Raw genomic sequence first — 16,391 nt, forward strand, 5'->3', positions numbered from 1 at the left:
TCAGGATTTGAGGTAGCCGTTTTGGGCCAGAAAGCTTTCGGTGATCGTGCCGCCGGACGCCGACTCTGCAGCCTTGTCACCCAAGAGCAGACGCTCCAGATAACGCGCCAGCAAGTCGACTTCCAGGTTCACCCGGCGACCTGGCGTGTACGACGCCATGATGGTTTCGCTCAGGGTGTGCGGAATGATCGTCAGCATGAATTCAGCGCCATCGACTGCGTTCACGGTCAGGCTGGTGCCGTCGACAGTGATCGAACCTTTATGGGCGATGTACTTGGCCAGCTCTTTCGGCGCGCGGATGCGAAATTCCACGGCGCGGGCATTGTCGCTGCGCGAAACGATTTCGCCGACACCGTCGACGTGGCCGCTGACCAGATGCCCACCGAGACGGGTGGTCGGGGTCAGGGCTTTTTCCAGATTGACCGGGCTGCCGCTTTTCAGGTCGTTCATGGCGGTGCAGTCGAGAGTTTCGCGGCTGACGTCAGCCGCGAAACCGTCGCCCGGCAGTTCGACGGCGGTCAGGCAGACGCCGTTGACCGCGATGCTGTCGCCGAGTTTGACGTCGCTCAGGTCGAGCTTGCCGGTTGCGACGTGTACCCGCACATCACCGCCCTTTGGGGTCAGTGCGCGGATACTGCCGATGGATTCGATGATGCCGGTAAACATGGGGTTCTCCTTGAGAACTAGGCCAGCGCTAACGCGATGGCCGGGAATTATACGCTCGCCGAAAGGACAGGGATTGCAGTGACTCGCCAGTCATCGCCAATGGCGCGAATTTCAGTGATTTTCAGCTCGGGAGCATCCTTCATATGGGCCAGCGGCCAGTCCAGCAATGGACGCGCCGTGGAACCGAGAAACTTGCCGGCGATGAAGATTACGAACTCATCGACCAGACCGAGCTGAGCGAAGGCACCGGCCAGACGCGGGCCAGCCTCGACTAGCACCTCGTTGACGCCGCGATTGGCCAGTTCGATCAACAATTGACGCAGATCGACCTGACCGTCATCACCCGGCACGATCAGGCACTCCGGCCCGTGGGCGTATTGCTCTTCGATCGCCAAACACGTGGCAACCAGCGCCGGGCCGGCCTTGAAGAACGGTGCCTCCAGCGGCACGCGCAGACGCCCGTCGATCAGCACGCGCAGCGGCGGCCGGCTCATGGCCAGCGTGGTTTGCTCGCTATCCAGCCCCAACTCGTCAGCACGCACAGTCAAGCGCGCGCCATCGGCCAGCACCGTGTCGGCGCCGGTCAGCACTACGCTGGCCTGCGCACGCAAACGCTGAACCGCCGAGCGTGCGGCCGGGCCGGTGATCCATTGGCTCTCGCCGTTTTCCATCGCCGTACGACCGTCGAGGCTCATGGCCAACTTGACCCGCACAAACGGCAAACCGTGTTCCATGCGTTTCAGAAAACCTTGATTGAGCTGGCGCGCCTGCGCTTCGAGCACGCCGCTTTCAGTGGCGATGCCGGCATCGGCGAGGCGCTGCAAACCACGTCCGGCAACTTGCGGATTCGGATCACGCATCGCTGCCACCACACGACTGACGCCGGCATTCACCAGCGCATCGGCGCACGGCGGCGTGCGGCCATGGTGGCTGCACGGTTCGAGGGTCACGTAAGCGGTGGCGCCACGGGCCAGCTCACCGGCGGCGCGCAGGGCGTGGACTTCGGCGTGCGGTTCGCCGGCGCGCTCATGCCAGCCTTCGCCGACAATCTGCCCAGCACGCACCACCACGCAACCCACCCGGGGATTGGGGTGCGTGGTGTAGTGACCTTTGCGCGCCAGTTCCAGCGCACGCGCCATGAAATGAGCGTCGAGGATGGCCTGCTCGGCGGTGGTGGTCATTCTTTCACCGGTTCGCGGGCGAGGCGGTCGATTTCTTCGCGAAATTCATTGAGATCCTGGAAGCGCTTGTACACCGAAGCGAAGCGGATGTAGGCGACTTCATCAAGCTTCTGCAATTCGGCCATGACCAGTTCGCCGACCACGAGGGATTTGACCTCGCGCTCGCCGGTGGCGCGCAGCTTGTGCTTGATGTGAACCAGAGAGGATTCGAGGCGCTCGACGCTCACCGGACGTTTCTCCAGGGCGCGTTGCATGCCGGCGCGGAGTTTTTCTTCGTCGAACGGTTGGCGGCTGCCGTCGGTTTTGATCAGGCGCGGCAACACCAGTTCGGCCGTCTCGAACGTCGTGAAACGCTCGCCGCAGGCCAGGCATTCACGCCGGCGGCGCACCTGTTCGCCCTCGGCGACCAGACGCGAGTCGATGACCTTGGTGTCGTTGGCACCGCAGAAGGGACAGTGCATGGTGGCTGGCAACAAAAAAAGGGAGGGCCATGGTAGCGCATCCCGGTGGCAAGACAAGCCATAGGGTTTGCGGTATACAGAACGGCATGATCGTTTGATCCATGGATTTCATTTTGCTGGAGCATCCAATGCCGTTACGTCCGCTCGTTTTGCTCAGTCTTTTCAGCCTGCTGGTGGCCTGTGGCAGCGATGCACCCAAGCCCCAGCCGCCAACGCCTGGCCCTGCACCGCAACAGGCGCAGAAAAAAGCCAAGGAAGCCGCCGATCTCGGCCCGCTGCCGGCTTATCAGCGCGAACTGAGCGGCACCCTGCAAGGCGTGCCGGCCGGTGCCGAAGTTGAACTGGCGTTGCTGGTAATCGATGAAAAGGATCGCCCACAACAATTGCTCGCCAGTTCCAGCCTGATCGGCAACAACCAGATCCTGCCGTTCCGCCTGCGCTTCAACCCGGACGCCTTCCCGGCCGGAGCACGGGTTGAATTGCGTGGCCGCGCCAGCCAGTCCGGCCAGTTGATCCTGCATCTGCCGTCGCAAACCATCACCCAGCCGACCACTCAGGCGTTGGGCCAGCTGCAATTTGTCAAAGCACCATGAATGCACCGCACGACCTGCAACAGGCGTTAGGTGAATTGCTCGGCGACGCCAGACTCAAGGTCTGTGCGTTGCCAGACACTGATTTGCAGCTGTGGCTGATTGATGGCGACAACATGGGTCGCGAATTCAGCCAGGAAGAAATTCAGCGAATCCTGCACGAACCACCCTATTGGGGTTTCTGCTGGGCCAGTGGTCTGGCGGTGGCCCGCTATCTGGCGGAGTTCCCCGAGTGGGTGCGCGGCAAGCGCGTGCTGGATTTCGGTGCCGGTTCCGGGATTGCCGGGATCGCGGCGATGAAAGCCGGGGCGCTGGAGGTGGTGGCGTGCGATCTTGATCCGCTGGCGATTGCCGCGTGCCGGGCGAATGCCGAGCTGAATGATGTGCAGATGAACTACTCGACGGATTTCTTTGCCGAGGCCGATCGGTTCGATCTGATTCTGGTGGCGGACGTGTTGTACGACCGGGCGAACCTGCCGTTGCTCGATGCGTTTTTAAGCCGTGGCCGCGAGGCGTTGGTGGCGGATTCGCGGGTTCGGGATTTTCGGCATCCGTTGTATCAGCGCATTGAAATGCTTGAGGCGATGACCTTGCCGGATCTGGCGGAGCCTGAGGAATTTCGGCATGTCAGCCTTTACCATGCGCGGCGTTAGTTAAGAGCTTCGCGAGCAGGCTCGCTCCCACAGGGGAACGCATTCCAAATGTGGGAGCGGGCTTGCTCGCGAAGGCGTCCTGCCAGACAACACATCTCTGCCTTCCGGCCACCCCCCGCCAAGCCGTATAGTTGCCCCATCCACGCTTTGACGAGATCCCCCATGAGTGAGCAAACGCCGTACATCTTCGACGCCACGACTGCCGATTTCGACCAGTCGGTGATCGAGGCTTCTTTCAGCAAACCGGTGCTGGTGGATTTCTGGGCCGAATGGTGTGCGCCGTGCAAGGCGTTGATGCCGATGCTGCAAACCATTGCCGAGAGCTATCAAGGCGAGCTGCTGCTGGCCAAGGTCAACTGTGACATCGAGCAGGACATCGTCGCCCGTTTCGGCATTCGCAGCCTGCCGACCGTGGTGCTGTTTAAGGACGGCCAACCGGTCGATGGCTTTGCCGGTGCGCAACCGGAATCCGCCGTCCGTGCGCTGCTCGAACCGCACGTGCAAATGCCGCCGCCGGCTGCGGCCGATCCGTTCGAGCAGGCTCAGGCCTTGTTCGATGACGGGCGTTACGCCGATGCCGAAGCAGCGCTGGTGGTGATGCTCAATGAAGACAACACCAACGCCAAGGCGCTGATCCTTTATGCCCGCTGCCTGACCGAGCGTGGCGAGCTGGACGAAGCGCAAACGGTGCTCGATGCGGTCAAGAGCGACGAGCACAAGGCTGCGCTGGCCGGGGCCAAGGCGCAGATCAAATTCCTCGGTCTGGCGCGTGATCTGCCGGATGCGGCTGACTTGAAAGCGCGCCTGGCAAAAGATCCGCAGGACGATGAGGCGGTGTATCAACTGGCGATCCAGCAGCTCGCTCGCCAGCAGTACGAGGCGGCGCTGGAGGCATTGCTCAAGCTGTTTATCCGCAATCGCGGTTATGCCGAGGGCTTGCCGCACAAGACCTTGCTGCAGGTGTTTGAGTTGTTGGGCAACGATCATCCGCTGGTGACGGTGTACCGCCGCAAGATGTTTGCTGCGCTTTATTAAGATCAACAGATCGCAGCCTGCGGCAGCTCCTACATGGGGATCGTATGCACCCTTGTAGGAGCTGCCGCAGGCTGCGATCTTTCGCGGTTCACTCGATCCAGCTGTAGAGCGGCGTATCCCCGCCGCTCACCACTTTCACCTCCGAGCTATGGCGCAAACGCACCAGCAAGCGCTTGCCCGCCGCCGCACTGCCGGTCAATCCTTCAAGTTGTTCCAGCAGATCCGGCCCGCTGAGCTGCCCGGCCTTGCGCAACAGATCCTTGGCCACCTGCCACAGCGCATCGTCCTGATTCAACGGTTTCGCCGCTGGCGCCGACGCCGCTGCTTCGGGCTGGCCGATTGGCGCCTGCGTATTCAGCGCCGAACCGAGCCTGGCCCAATCACTGTCATCCAGTTCAACAGTCAAATCCACCGGCACGTCGCCGACGGTTCCACGTATCCGCAACATTGCGTTCGCTCCTGCACATTTCTGACCTGCATGCTCCCACGGGACTTGTGCAACGCCAAGCGCACGGGCAAACTCTGCGGACTTTCGTTATAAGATTACATAACAAACTCTTCACTTTACTTCCCGGAGACCACCATGCGTCGTCTGCTGCTCGCTTTGCCGTTTGCCCTGTTGCCGCTGGCCATCGCCCACGCTGCCGATGAGCACGATCACGACCATGAACACGGCAGCCTCGGCGCGCATGAACACGGCGTCGGTCGCCTGAATGCGGCGCTGGATGGCCAGACCCTGGAGCTGGAGCTGGAAAGCCCGGCGATGAACCTGGTCGGCTTCGAACACCTCGCCACCAGCGATGCCGACAAGGCCAAGGTCGCCGCCGCTCGTGCGCAACTGGAAAACCCGCTGGCCCTGTTCAGCCTGCCAGCGGCCGCCGGTTGCAAAGTCGCAAGCCAGGAACTGCAAAGCCCGCTGTTCGGCGACAAGCCGGACGCCGAGGATCACGACGACGATGAAGCGGACAAGGATGGTCACGAGCATCACCACGACCACAGCGAAATCCACGCGCACTATCAATTCACCTGCGCCACACCGGGTGCACTGAAGACCCTGGATCTGGCGAACATCTTCAATACCTTCCCGGCGACGCAGAAAATTCAGGTACAACTGATCAGCGCGAACGGCCAGCAAGGCACCGAAGTGACGGCCAAGGCTGCCTCGCTGAAATTCTGATCACACCGAAACACCGTAATCCAATGTAGTAGCTGCCGCAGGCTGCGATCTTTTGATCTTGCTTTCAAAAAAGATCAAAAGATCGCAGCCTGCGGCAGCTCCTACAGGGGCTATGAAAACTCATGAAACTGGTGTCATGACCCAAGCACTCATCGAACTGTCCGACCTGGGCTTCAACTGGCCCGGTCACCCGCCGCTGCTGGACATCCCGACGTTTCGTCTGGAAGCCGGCGAAACCCTGTTCCTCAAAGGCCCCAGCGGCAGCGGCAAGACCACCCTGCTCGGCCTGCTCGGCGGTGTGCAGAAACCCGGTCGCGGCAGCATTCGTCTGCTGGGCCAGGAGCTGACCGAACTCTCCGCCGGCGCCCGCGACACCTTTCGCGTCGATCACACCGGCTACATTTTCCAGCAGTTCAACCTGCTGCCGTTTCTCTCGGTGCGCGAGAACGTCGAGCTGCCGTGTCACTTTTCCAAGCTGCGCGCGCAACGGGCGAAACAGCGTCACGGCAGTGTCGACCAGGCCGCCGCCACCCTGCTCGCACACTTGGGTTTGAAGGATGAAAGCATCCTCAGTCGTCGCGCCGATTCGCTGTCGATTGGTCAGCAGCAACGGGTCGCCGCCGCGCGCGCGTTGATCGGTCAGCCAGAGTTGGTGATCGCTGACGAACCCACTTCGGCACTGGATTACGACGCCCGGGAAAACTTCATTCGCCTGCTGTTCGCCGAATGCCGCGAGGCCGGCTCCAGTCTGCTGTTCGTCAGCCACGACCAGAGTCTGGCGCCGCTGTTTGACCGTCATCTGTCCCTGGCCGAACTCAATCGCGCCGCTACGTCTGCCGAGGTCTGAGATGTATCTGTTTCGTCTGGCCATGGCCAGCCTGGCCAACCGCCGCTTTACCGCACTGCTGACCGCTTTCGCCATCGCCCTGTCGGTGTGCTTGTTGCTCGCCGTTGAACGGGTGCGCACCGAAGCCAAAGCCAGCTTCGCCAGCACCATCAGCGGCACCGACCTGATCGTCGGCGCCCGTTCCGGCTCGGTCAATCTGCTGCTGTACTCGGTGTTCCGCATCGGTAACGCCACCAACAACATTCGCTGGGACAGCTTCGAGCACTTCGCCAACAATCCGAAAGTGAAGTGGGCGATCCCGATGTCCCTCGGCGATTCCCATCGCGGTTACCGGGTGATGGGCACCACGCAAGCCTATTTCGAACATTACCAATACGGGCGCCAGCAGCATCTGCAACTGGCCGATGGTCGCGCGTTTGCCACCGATCCGTTTGAAGTGGTGCTCGGCGCTGAGGTGGCCGATGCGCTGCATTACAAGCTCGGCGACCAACTGGTGCTGGCCCACGGTGTGGCGGCGATCAGTCTGGTCAAGCACGACGACAAACCGTTCACCGTGGTCGGCATTCTCAAGCGCACCGGCACTCCGGTCGATCGCACGTTGCACATCAGTCTCGGTGGCATGGAAGCAATTCACATCGACTGGCACAACGGCGTGCCGGCCCGAGGCAATGGGCGGATCAGCGCTGATCAGGCGCGCAACATGGACCTGACGCCGCAAGCGATCACCGCGTTCATGCTCGGCCTCAACAGCAAGATTTCCACCTTTGCGCTGCAACGCGAGATCAACGAATTCCGTGGTGAACCGATGCTGGCGATTCTGCCGGGCGTAGCGTTGCAGGAGTTGTGGAGTTTGATGAGCACCGCGGAAAAAGCGTTGTTCGTGGTTTCACTGTTCGTGGTGCTGACCGGGTTGATCGGCATGCTCACGGCGATTCTCACCAGCCTCAACGAACGTCGTCGCGAGATGGCGATTCTGCGTTCGGTTGGTGCGCGTCCTTGGCACATCGCGAGTCTGCTGGTGCTGGAAGCCTTTGCTTTGGCGCTGACCGGGGTGATCGCCGGCGTTGCGTTGTTGTACATCGGCATCGCTGCCGCGCAGAGTTACGTGCAGGCCAATTACGGTTTGTTCCTGCCGCTGGCTTGGCCGAGCGAGTATGAATGGACGCTGCTCGGTGGCATTCTGGCAGCAGCGCTGCTGATGGGCAGCGTGCCGGCCTGGCGGGCGTATCGCCAATCCCTGGCCGATGGCCTGTCGATCCGTTTATGAGGATGTTCACCATGCCCCGCGCCTTGCTTGCGCTGCTGTTGCTGGTCGCCCTGCCCGTGTGGGCAGCGGCGCCGAAAGATCTGACGTGGTCGGAGATGATCCCGCCGGATGCTGCGCCGGAAGTGCCGAACATGACCCCGCTGCATGACATGTCGAAGATGAGCGATGCGCTGTCTGCCGAGTCGGCGCCAGCGGCGAAGCAGGACCTGCCGAATGCGCCAGTGGTGCAAGCGCTCGACGGGCAGAACATTCGCTTGCCGGGCTACATCGTGCCGCTGGAAGTGAATGAAGAGGGGCGCACCACCGACTTCCTGCTGGTGCCGTATTTCGGCGCTTGCATCCATGTGCCGCCACCGCCGTCGAACCAGATCGTGCATGTGAAAAGCGAGCTGGGCGTGAAGCTTGATGAGTTGTATCAGCCGTACTGGGTCGAGGGGCCGTTGCAGGTCAAGGCGTCGAGCAGTGAGCTGGCGGATGCCGGGTATCAGATGGATGCCGACAAGATTTATGTGTATGAGCTGCCGGAGTAAATCGCGGTAATTTTTTGCTGTTTGCAAGGGCCCTTTCGCGAGCAAGCCCGCTCCCACATTTGGAATGCGTTTCCCCTGTGGGAGATGGATGCCGACAAGATTTATGTGTATGAGCTGCCGGAGTAAATCGCGGTAATTTTTTGCTGTTTGCAAGGGCCCTTTCGCGAGCAAGCCTGCTCCCACATTTGGAATGCGTTTCCCCTGTGGGAGATGGATGCCGACAAGATTTATGTGTATGAGCTGCCGGAGTAAAACCCGGTAATTTTTTGCTGTTTGCAAGGGCCCTTTCGCGAGCAAGCCTGCTCCCACATTTGGAATGCGTTTCCCCTGTGGGAGCGGGCTTGCTCGCGAAGGGGCCGGCAAAGGTTCCGCAAAACCCGGGGACGTCACTGTTTCATTGAGCTGAGTCAAAAGACCGTATCAGTTGGCTTCGTACCATAGGACATCAGAAATTTTTAACGTCCTTTTGGAGCCCCCATGAACAAGTCCTTGCTCAGCGCTTCGTTGTTTGCCCTCGCGCTCGCAGCCCCGCTCGCCCATGCCCACGATGCCGGTGACATCATCGTTCGCGCCGGTGCGATCACCGTCAACCCGAAGGCCGACAGCTCCAGCGTCAAGGTCGATCAGGGTCCGCTGAGCGGCACCAATCTGGGCGGCAAGGCGACCATGAGCAGCGACACCCAACTGGGTCTCAACTTCGCCTACATGGTCACCAACAACATCGGTATCGAGTTGCTGGCGGCCTCGCCGTTCGAACACGACGTGAAGCTCAAGGGCACCGCCTTGCCAGCGGCCAACGGCAAGCTCGGCACCCTGAAGCACTTGCCGCCGACCCTCAGCGTCGTCTACTACCCGCTGGATTCGAAGTCGGCCTTCCAGCCGTACGTCGGCGGCGGTATCAACTACACCTGGATCTACGACGAACACGTCGGCAGCGAAGCGCAATCCAACGGCTTCAGCAACTTCAAGGCGAAAAACTCCTGGGGTCTGGCCTGGCAGGTCGGCGCCGATTACATGCTGACCGACAACATCATGCTCAACGCCCAGGTGCGCTATATCGACATCGATACCCGCGCGACTGTGGAGAACAACGCAGTGGCACCGGGCACTCGGGCCAAAGTGAATGTGGATGTCGATCCGTTTGTGTACATGGTGGGTCTGGGCTACAAGTTCTAAGCTGATTTTTACCGAACGTTCACGTGGTGGTGGATGAGGCTTGGTGGTGGGCAGGCATAGAACTGACGGCGACCGTACGCAGTTGATCGGGGGATAACCTCCCCTCGCCACAGGGATCGCGATAAATTCCGGCCGTGAAAAAGGCGCCTGTCAAAGGGCGCCTTTTTCATGTCTGCCACAAATGTTTGGCGTGAGTTGGATATCCCCCTCACCCCAGCCCTCTCCCTCAGGGAGAGGGGGAAAGGGAGCCGATTTGTGTGCTTTTCAAATCCGAGTTCGACTCGGTATCTCACGTCGGTGTAACTCGAAAGAACACCTCGGTCAGTCCCCTCTCCCCCGGGAGAGGGTTAGGGTGAGGGGGCTTTTCAGGAACGCCCCAACAACCGCGCCAGACCCACGCTCATCGGCGTCTGCTGTGGCAGCTTGAAACGCTCCAGCAAACGAGCGTTGTTGGCCCGCGAATGACGGATATCACCGGAACGCGCGGCGCCGTAGCTGACCGCTGGCAACTCACCCACCACCGTCTGCAACGCCGCGAGCATCTGCTTGAGGTTCATCGACTGATTCCAGCCGACATTGACTGCGCCCTCTTCGACGTGCGGCTTTTCAATCGCCTGCACCAGCACATCGACCAAATCCTCGACGTAGAGGAAATCGCGCGTCTGCTCGCCGTCGCCAAACACGGTGATCGGCAAACCTTTCTGTGCGCGTTCGCTGAAGATGCTGATCACACCGGAGTACGGCGAGGACGGATCCTGGCGTGGCCCGAAGATGTTGAAGAAACGGAAGATCGCCGGCTCCAGACCGTGCTGGCGGCGATAGAAATCGAAGTAATGTTCACCCGCCAGTTTGTCCGAGGCGTACGGTGTCAGCGGCGCTTTCGGCGTGTCTTCGTCAATCGACTCGCCCTCGCCATTGTTGCCGTACACCGCCGCGCTGGAGGCGAACAGCACACGTTTGACCCCGGCCTGACGCATGGCTTCGCAAACATTCAGCGTACCGATGAAATTGCTCTGGTGAGTCTTCACCGGATCATCCACCGAGGCCTGCACCGAAGCCACGGCAGCCAGGTGAGCCACCGCACTGCAACCTTGCATCGCCTGAGCGACCAGTGCCGCATCGGCGACATCGCCAACAATCAGTTCGACCTTGGGATTGTCCAGCGGCAGATTGGCGCGTTTGCCGGTCGACAGATCATCGAGAATGCGCACCGAATGGCCCTTGGCGAGCAAGGCATCGGTCAGGTGCGAGCCGATGAAACCGGCGCCGCCGGTGATTAAAACAGGGCCTTCAGCCATGACGATAAAACCTATCCAGTAAAGCCGGGAGCGCGGCACGCCAGGCGCGCGGCTTGATCCCGAAAGTGTGCAGAATTTTCTTGCAGGCGAGCACCGCGTGTTGCGGCTCTTCGGCTGCGTCCGGACGCGCGGCGTGGGCTTGCGCGGTCGGCGCTTCGATGGCCAGAGCGTGCAGGCTGCGCGCTTCGGTCAGAATCGCCTGACCCAGCGCCAGCGGTGTGGTCGCCTCGTGGCCGGCGTAGTGGTAAGTGCCCCACAGCGGCGCGGCGCAATCGAGTTGCTTGAGCACCGAGATGATCACCCGCGCAGCGTCGTCGACCGGGGTCGGATTGCCGCGGCGATCATCGGCCAGGAGTAGTTCTTCCGGTTGCTCGGCGCGGGCGAGGAAACGCCCGAGGGTGCCGTCCGGGCTGTCATCGAGCAGCCAGCCAAAACGCAGCAACACATGCTGCGGACAGGTGGCGCGAACGCTCTGCTCGATGCGCCACAACGCCTGACCGCGCAGGCCCAACGGCACTGGCTCGTCTTTTTCGCTGTAAGCGGTGGCACGCGAGCCGTCGAACACCCGATAACTGGAGGGCTGCACGAGGACGATGTTGTGGTGCTGGCACAGTTCGGCCAGGCGCTCGATCGCACGCTCTTGCCCGGCCATCCGGGTTTCGCTGACGGCCTCGGCCTGGAACCAGTCGAAATAGTAGGCGAGGTTGATCAACGCGTCGGGACGGGTGTCGTCGAGCAATTGGGTCAGGCTCGCGGCATCCCAGCCGTTTTCGGGCGGGCGGGGGGCGAGGAAACCGATGTCTTCCTCCGCACCGAGGCGAATCAGCGCCTGCCCAAGGGCATTTCCGCCGCCCAGTAACATAAGGCGCATTCGCATAGAGTCAGCAGGCCCAGTCTGATTGGAACGATGGCTTTTGCGACGGATCTTGTGGATCCGTCGCCGATAATTGCCGGAATCGTTGCATTTTGCGGGTTTAGTGCGCAACCGTCATCCGTAAAGTGTTCATCCCAAGGATTTGTGCTGTGGCATCTGGCCCCTTCGCGAGCAGGCTCGCTCCCACAAGGGATGAGCGGTGCACATAAATCCACTGTGGGAGCGAGCCTGCTTGCGAAGGGCCCTGCCAGACGCTGAAGATCCCAGCGGTACTTGCATCTTCCCCCCAGCGACCGCATAACTTAAGCCATGAATCTGCCCCTCCCCGCCGACAGCGCCTTGGCAGGCTTTCACCCCGCCGTGAGCGCCTGGTTCCGCAAGACCTTCCCGACGGTCACCGCCGCCCAGGCCCGTGCATGGCCGTTGATCCGCCAGCGCCGCTCGACACTGATCGCGGCGCCCACCGGCTCGGGCAAAACCCTGACCGCGTTCCTCGCCGTGCTCGACGATCTCGTCCACCGTGGCCTGGAAAACCCCGACGGCCTGCCCGACGAAACCCTGGTGGTCTACGTTTCGCCGTTGAAAGCGCTGTCCAACGACATTCGCATCAACCTGCAAAATCCATTGTCCGGGATCACCGAACAGCTGCGGCAAATGAACTTGCCCGAGCTGGAAATTACTACCGCCGTGCGCACCGGCGACACCCCGCAGAAAGAACGCGCCGCCATGCGCAAGACCGCGCCGCACATTCTGGTGACCACGCCGGAATCGCTTTACGTGCTGCTCGGCTCGGAATCCGGGCGAAAAATGCTCGGCACCACGCGCACGGTGATCATCGATGAAATCCACGCCATGGCCGCCGGCAAACGCGGCAGCCACTTGGCTTTGAGCCTTGAGCGCCTGCAAGCGCTGTGCGCCGAACCGCTGACCCGCATCGGCCTCTCCGCCACACAAAAACCGGTCGAAGCCGTGGCGAAATTCCTCGTCGGCCATGATCGCCCCTGCGAAATCATCGACATCGGTCACGCCCGGCCACGGGATCTCGGCATCGAAGTCCCGCCCGTGCCGTTGTCGGCCGTCATGGCCAACGATGTCTGGGAACTGGTTTACGACCGCCTCGCCGAACTGGCCCGCGAGCACCGCACCACACTGATTTTCGTCAACACCCGGCGTCTGGCCGAACGCCTGAGCCGGCACCTCAGCGAGCGCCTCGGCAAGCACGCGGTGGCGGCGCATCACGGCAGTCTGGCCAAGGAGTTTCGCCTCGACGCCGAACAACGCCTCAAGCGTGGTGAGTTACAAGTGTTGATCGCCACCGCGTCGTTGGAGCTTGGCATCGATATCGGTGAAGTCGATCTGGTCTGTCAGATCGCCTCGCCGCGTTCAATCGCCGGGTTTCTACAACGCGTCGGCCGTTCCGGACACCAGGTGGGCGGCACGCCCAAGGGTCGTTTGTTCGCCACCACCCGCGATGACTTGATTGAATGCGCCGCCCTGCTCGACTGCGTGCGCCGTGGCGAACTCGACACGCTGCACATTCCCGAAGCGCCGCTGGATGTGTTGGCGCAGCAAATCATCGCCGAAGTCAGCTGCCAGGAATGGCCGGAAGACGCCTTGCTGGCGATGTTCCGCAAAGCTTCGCCGTATCGCGACCTCGACGAAAAACACTATCAGGCCCTGCTGAGCATGCTCGCCGAAGGCTACAACGGTCGTCAGGGCATCCGCAGCGCCTACCTGCACCGCGACGCCGTCAGCCGCACCTTGCGTGGCCGCCGTGGTGCGAAACTCGCTGCCGTGACCAGCGGCGGCACCATCCCCGACAACGCCGATTACAGCGTGATGCTTGAGCCGCAAGGCTTGAACATCGGCAGCGTCAACGAAGACTTCGCGGTGGAAAGCATTGCCGGCGATGTGTTCCAGCTCGGCAATACCTCCTACCGCATCCTCCGTGTGGAAACCGGCAAGGTGCGCGTCGAGGATGCCCACGGTCAGCCACCGACCATACCGTTCTGGCTCGGCGAAGCGCCGGGGCGCAGCGATGAACTGTCGTTCGCCGTGGCGCGCCTGCAAGCGCAGCTCGACGCGTTGCTTGGCGCCAGCCCCGGCGATCTGCAACCGGCGCTCGACTGGCTGACGCAGACCCTCGGCCTCGACCTCGCCAGCACCGAACAACTGGTCGAATACCTCGCCCGCGCCCGCCAGACCCTCGGCGCCCTGCCCTCGCAAGACACGCTGCTCATGGAGCGGTTTTTCGACGAGTCCGGCGGCACCCAACTGATCATCCACTCACCGTTCGGCAGCCGTATAAACCGCGCTTGGGGCCTGGCCCTGCGCAAGCGTTTCTGCCGCACCTTCAACTTTGAATTGCAGGCGGCCGCCAGCGAAGATGCGATCGTGCTGTCGCTGTCCACCAGCCACAGCTTTGAGCTGGATGAGATCTGGCGCTACCTGCACAGCAACAGTGCCGAGCACATCCTTATTCAAGCGGTGCTCGACGCGCCGCTGTTCGGCGTGCGCTGGCGCTGGAATGCCGGGGTGGCGCTGGCGTTGCCACGCTTTACCGGCGGGCGCAAAGTGGCGCCGCAGTTGCAGCGGATGAAAAGCGAAGACCTGATTGCCAGCGTGTTTCCCGATCAGATTGCCTGCCTGGAAAACCTCGCCGGCGAACGGGAAATTCCCGAACATCCGCTGATCGAGCAGACGCTGGACGATTGCCTGCATGAGGCGATGGACAGCGAAGGCTGGCTCAATCTGCTGCGACGCATGGAGCGTGGCGAAGTGCGCTTGATCAGTCGCGACCTGCCAGCGCCCTCACCGCTCGCGGCAGAAATTCTCAGTGCGCGGCCGTACACCTTTCTCGACGATGCGCCGCTGGAAGAACGTCGCACGCAAGCGGTGATCAACCGGCGCTGGAGCGATCCGCAATCGACTGATGATCTCGGTGCTTTGGATGCCGACGCGATTGCTGCCGTGCGCGAAGAAGCCTGGCCGACGCCGAACGCTGTGGATGAAATGCATGAGGCGCTGATGAGCCTGGCGTGTATCAGTGGGGATGAGGTGCAAGCGAACGAAGGCTGGCGCGAATGGCTGGAAACCTTGGCCAAAAGTGGCCGCGCCTGCCGTTTGCAAATTGACCCCGAGCATTGTTTATGGCTGGCCCGCGAACGCCTGACGTGTCTGCAAGCACTTTATCCACAGGCCAAATTGCAACCCGAGCTGGAGGCGTTGCCGGGATTCGATGAAGCCTGGACGTTCGATGAGGCATTGGTCGAAGTGATCCGCGCGCGCCTCGGTGCGTTCGGCCCACTGCCGTTACCTGCCATTGCCGAACCGCTTGCGCTGCCGCCTGGTCAAGTCAACCAGGCCCTCACCCAACTGGAGCGCGAAGGTTATGTCCTGCGCGGCCAATTCACGCCGAAACTGCACCTCGAGGAATGGTGCGAACGGCATCTGCTCGCACGCATTCATCGCTACACAGTCAAGCGCCTGCGCCGGGAAATCGAACCGGTGGCGTTGCAGGATTTCATGCGTTTTCTGTTTGACTGGCAGCATCTTTCGCCGTCGACTCGCGGTCAGGGCAGCGCAGTGTTGCCGTCGATTGTCGGCCAGTTCGAAGGCTACGCGGCGGCGGCTTCCGCGTGGGACAGCGACATCCTTCCGGCGCGCCTGAAAGACTATTCGCCGAGCTGGCTGGATGATCTGTGCCGCAACGGCAAACTGGTATGGACACGCTTGAGTGCCCGGCAAAAAGTCAGCGGCACGGCGTTGCGCAGTACGCCGATTGTGTTGCTGCCGCGCAGTCAGGTTGGCTTATGGAGCGCGTTGGCCGAACAGACACCCGTGAGCGAGCTGTCGCCGAAAACCCAGAAGGTCTTTGAAGCCTTGAGTCAGCACGGCGCGCTGTTTTTCGATGAGCTGATTCATGAAGCGCATCTGCTGCGCACCGAACTGGAAATCGCCTTGCAGGAACTGGTCGGCGCCGGACTGGTGAACGCTGACAGCTTCGCCGGCCTGCGCGCGTTGATCACCCCGGCTAGCAAGCGCCAACAGCGCAGCAGTCGGCGCGGACGCGGGGCGTTTGTCGGCGGGATGGACGATGCCGGGCGTTGGGCGTTGCTGCGGCGTGGGGCAGCTGTGGATAACAGCGAGACGCTGGAGCACGTCGCGATGACCTTGTTGCGCCGTTACGGCGTGGTGTTCTGGCGCTTGCTGGAGCGTGAGGCGGATTGGTTGCCGAGTTGGCGGGAATTGCTGCGCACCTTTCATCGACTGGAAGCACGCGGCGAGATTCGTGGTGGACGGTTTGTCAGTGGTTTGGCCGGTGAACAGTTCGCCCTGCCGGAGGCGATTCCGTTGCTGCGCGAAGTCCGTCGGCGGCCGCATGACGGCAGTCTAGTGGCGGTGTGCGGGGTTGATCCGCTGAACCTGGCCGGGACGTTGTTGCCGGGGGTGAAAGTGCCGGCGCTGGTGAGTAATCGTTTGGTGTATCGGGATGGGTTGCCGGCGGCGGCGGAGATTGCCGGCAAGCAGCAGTTTTGGCTGGAGCTGGATCAGATTGCCATGGAGCAGGTGCGCGTCAAACTGATCCGGCATTGAAGCTGACCTCACCGGCCTCTTCGCGAGCAAGCCCGCTCCC

At 61.8% G+C, this 16,391-nt stretch carries 15 protein-coding genes; 9 read left to right on the forward strand and 6 right to left on the reverse strand.

Annotated features, from left to right (window positions below; all coding sequences use genetic code 11):
- Genes C2E19_RS26270 through nrdR form a run of 3 tightly spaced genes read right to left on the reverse strand, consistent with a single transcriptional unit; the run spans window position 1 to window position 2,308 of the window.
- Window positions 1-666: a riboflavin synthase gene (locus C2E19_RS26270; RefSeq protein ID WP_102354582.1), complete on the reverse strand. Its 666-nt coding sequence runs from the start codon at window positions 664-666 to the stop codon at window positions 1-3.
- Between the two features lie 47 nt (window positions 667-713).
- Window positions 714-1,847: a bifunctional diaminohydroxyphosphoribosylaminopyrimidine deaminase/5-amino-6-(5-phosphoribosylamino)uracil reductase RibD gene (gene ribD / locus C2E19_RS26275; RefSeq protein ID WP_129395703.1), complete on the reverse strand. Its 1,134-nt coding sequence runs from the start codon at window positions 1,845-1,847 to the stop codon at window positions 714-716.
- Window positions 1,844-2,308, reverse strand: coding sequence for a transcriptional regulator NrdR (nrdR, locus tag C2E19_RS26280; protein WP_007910946.1), 465 nt, complete (start codon window positions 2,306-2,308; stop codon window positions 1,844-1,846). Before nrdR ends, ribD begins: the two co-directional genes overlap by 4 nt.
- 128 nt (window positions 2,309-2,436) lie before the next feature.
- On the opposite strand from nrdR, the gene C2E19_RS26285 reads away from it, so the two are divergent.
- From C2E19_RS26285 to trxA, 3 genes are all read left to right on the forward strand, one after another.
- Window positions 2,437-2,901: a YbaY family lipoprotein gene (locus tag C2E19_RS26285; protein WP_103303777.1), complete on the forward strand. Its 465-nt coding sequence runs from the start codon at window positions 2,437-2,439 to the stop codon at window positions 2,899-2,901.
- The gene (locus C2E19_RS26290) at window positions 2,898-3,551 is read left to right on the forward strand and encodes a methyltransferase (protein WP_129395704.1); all 654 of its coding nucleotides are present in this window, start codon (window positions 2,898-2,900) and stop codon (window positions 3,549-3,551) included. The genes C2E19_RS26285 and C2E19_RS26290 overlap by 4 nt, the downstream gene beginning before the upstream one ends.
- A gap of 162 nt (window positions 3,552-3,713) precedes the next feature.
- Window positions 3,714-4,586 (forward strand): thioredoxin, encoded by an 873-nt coding sequence (gene trxA / locus C2E19_RS26295; protein ID WP_129395705.1) that lies wholly within the window; start codon window positions 3,714-3,716, stop codon window positions 4,584-4,586.
- Window positions 4,587-4,674: 88 nt separating this feature from the next.
- Here trxA and C2E19_RS26300 read toward each other — a convergent pair whose 3' ends face one another.
- The gene (locus C2E19_RS26300) at window positions 4,675-5,034 is read right to left on the reverse strand and encodes a hypothetical protein (protein WP_129395706.1); all 360 of its coding nucleotides are present in this window, start codon (window positions 5,032-5,034) and stop codon (window positions 4,675-4,677) included.
- A 135-nt stretch (window positions 5,035-5,169) separates the two neighbouring features.
- Here C2E19_RS26300 and C2E19_RS26305 point away from each other — a divergent pair, with 135 nt between their 5' ends.
- From C2E19_RS26305 to C2E19_RS26335, 5 genes are all read left to right on the forward strand, one after another.
- On the forward strand, window positions 5,170-5,763 hold the full coding sequence (locus C2E19_RS26305; RefSeq protein WP_129395707.1) for a DUF2796 domain-containing protein: 594 nt from the start codon (window positions 5,170-5,172) through the stop codon (window positions 5,761-5,763).
- A gap of 136 nt (window positions 5,764-5,899) precedes the next feature.
- On the forward strand, window positions 5,900-6,610 hold the full coding sequence (locus C2E19_RS26315) for an ABC transporter ATP-binding protein (RefSeq protein WP_129395708.1): 711 nt from the start codon (window positions 5,900-5,902) through the stop codon (window positions 6,608-6,610).
- Window position 6,611: 1 nt separating this feature from the next.
- Window positions 6,612-7,877 carry an ABC transporter permease gene (locus tag C2E19_RS26320; protein WP_129395709.1) on the forward strand — a complete coding sequence of 422 codons (1,266 nt, stop codon included), beginning with the start codon at window positions 6,612-6,614 and terminating at the stop codon, window positions 7,875-7,877.
- A gap of 11 nt (window positions 7,878-7,888) precedes the next feature.
- A complete protein-coding gene (locus tag C2E19_RS26325; RefSeq protein WP_129395710.1) occupies window positions 7,889-8,407 on the forward strand; it encodes a DUF3299 domain-containing protein in 519 nt (172 codons plus the stop codon).
- A gap of 477 nt (window positions 8,408-8,884) precedes the next feature.
- Entirely contained in the window at window positions 8,885-9,583 is a 699-nt protein-coding gene (locus tag C2E19_RS26335; protein ID WP_008081866.1) for an OmpW family protein, read from the forward strand.
- 365 nt (window positions 9,584-9,948) lie between these two features.
- Here the strand turns inward: C2E19_RS26335 and C2E19_RS26340 are convergent, their stop codons facing one another.
- Both C2E19_RS26340 and C2E19_RS26345 read right to left on the reverse strand, forming a co-directional pair.
- On the reverse strand, window positions 9,949-10,881 hold the full coding sequence (locus C2E19_RS26340) for an NAD-dependent epimerase/dehydratase family protein (protein WP_129395711.1): 933 nt from the start codon (window positions 10,879-10,881) through the stop codon (window positions 9,949-9,951).
- Window positions 10,874-11,758 (reverse strand): sugar nucleotide-binding protein, encoded by an 885-nt coding sequence (locus tag C2E19_RS26345; RefSeq protein ID WP_129395712.1) that lies wholly within the window; start codon window positions 11,756-11,758, stop codon window positions 10,874-10,876. Before C2E19_RS26345 ends, C2E19_RS26340 begins: the two co-directional genes overlap by 8 nt.
- Window positions 11,759-12,064: 306 nt before the next feature.
- Between C2E19_RS26345 and C2E19_RS26350 the strand changes: the two genes are divergently transcribed.
- The gene (locus C2E19_RS26350) at window positions 12,065-16,351 is read left to right on the forward strand and encodes a DEAD/DEAH box helicase (protein WP_129395713.1); all 4,287 of its coding nucleotides are present in this window, start codon (window positions 12,065-12,067) and stop codon (window positions 16,349-16,351) included.
- Window positions 16,352-16,391: the final 40 nt, after the last annotated feature.

This window comes from Pseudomonas sp. DTU12.3 (assembly GCF_004124275.1).
GTDB lineage: Bacteria > Pseudomonadota > Gammaproteobacteria > Pseudomonadales > Pseudomonadaceae > Aquipseudomonas > Aquipseudomonas helmanticensis.

Coding starts and splice junctions, on each gene's coding strand:
- C2E19_RS26345 (WP_129395712.1), bottom strand. CDS start 11,758: ATGCGAATGCGCCTTATGTTACTGGGCGGCGGAAATGCCCTTGGGCAG.
- C2E19_RS26270 (WP_102354582.1), bottom strand. CDS start 666: ATGTTTACCGGCATCATCGAATCCATCGGCAGTATCCGCGCACTGACC.
- C2E19_RS26325 (WP_129395710.1), top strand. CDS start 7,889: ATGCCCCGCGCCTTGCTTGCGCTGCTGTTGCTGGTCGCCCTGCCCGTG.
- C2E19_RS26335 (WP_008081866.1), top strand. CDS start 8,885: ATGAACAAGTCCTTGCTCAGCGCTTCGTTGTTTGCCCTCGCGCTCGCA.
- C2E19_RS26290 (WP_129395704.1), top strand. CDS start 2,898: ATGAATGCACCGCACGACCTGCAACAGGCGTTAGGTGAATTGCTCGGC.
- C2E19_RS26350 (WP_129395713.1), top strand. CDS start 12,065: ATGAATCTGCCCCTCCCCGCCGACAGCGCCTTGGCAGGCTTTCACCCC.
- C2E19_RS26315 (WP_129395708.1), top strand. CDS start 5,900: ATGACCCAAGCACTCATCGAACTGTCCGACCTGGGCTTCAACTGGCCC.
- C2E19_RS26285 (WP_103303777.1), top strand. CDS start 2,437: ATGCCGTTACGTCCGCTCGTTTTGCTCAGTCTTTTCAGCCTGCTGGTG.
- C2E19_RS26340 (WP_129395711.1), bottom strand. CDS start 10,881: ATGGCTGAAGGCCCTGTTTTAATCACCGGCGGCGCCGGTTTCATCGGC.
- ribD (WP_129395703.1), bottom strand. CDS start 1,847: ATGACCACCACCGCCGAGCAGGCCATCCTCGACGCTCATTTCATGGCG.
- C2E19_RS26320 (WP_129395709.1), top strand. CDS start 6,612: ATGTATCTGTTTCGTCTGGCCATGGCCAGCCTGGCCAACCGCCGCTTT.
- nrdR (WP_007910946.1), bottom strand. CDS start 2,308: ATGCACTGTCCCTTCTGCGGTGCCAACGACACCAAGGTCATCGACTCG.
- trxA (WP_129395705.1), top strand. CDS start 3,714: ATGAGTGAGCAAACGCCGTACATCTTCGACGCCACGACTGCCGATTTC.
- C2E19_RS26300 (WP_129395706.1), bottom strand. CDS start 5,034: ATGTTGCGGATACGTGGAACCGTCGGCGACGTGCCGGTGGATTTGACT.
- C2E19_RS26305 (WP_129395707.1), top strand. CDS start 5,170: ATGCGTCGTCTGCTGCTCGCTTTGCCGTTTGCCCTGTTGCCGCTGGCC.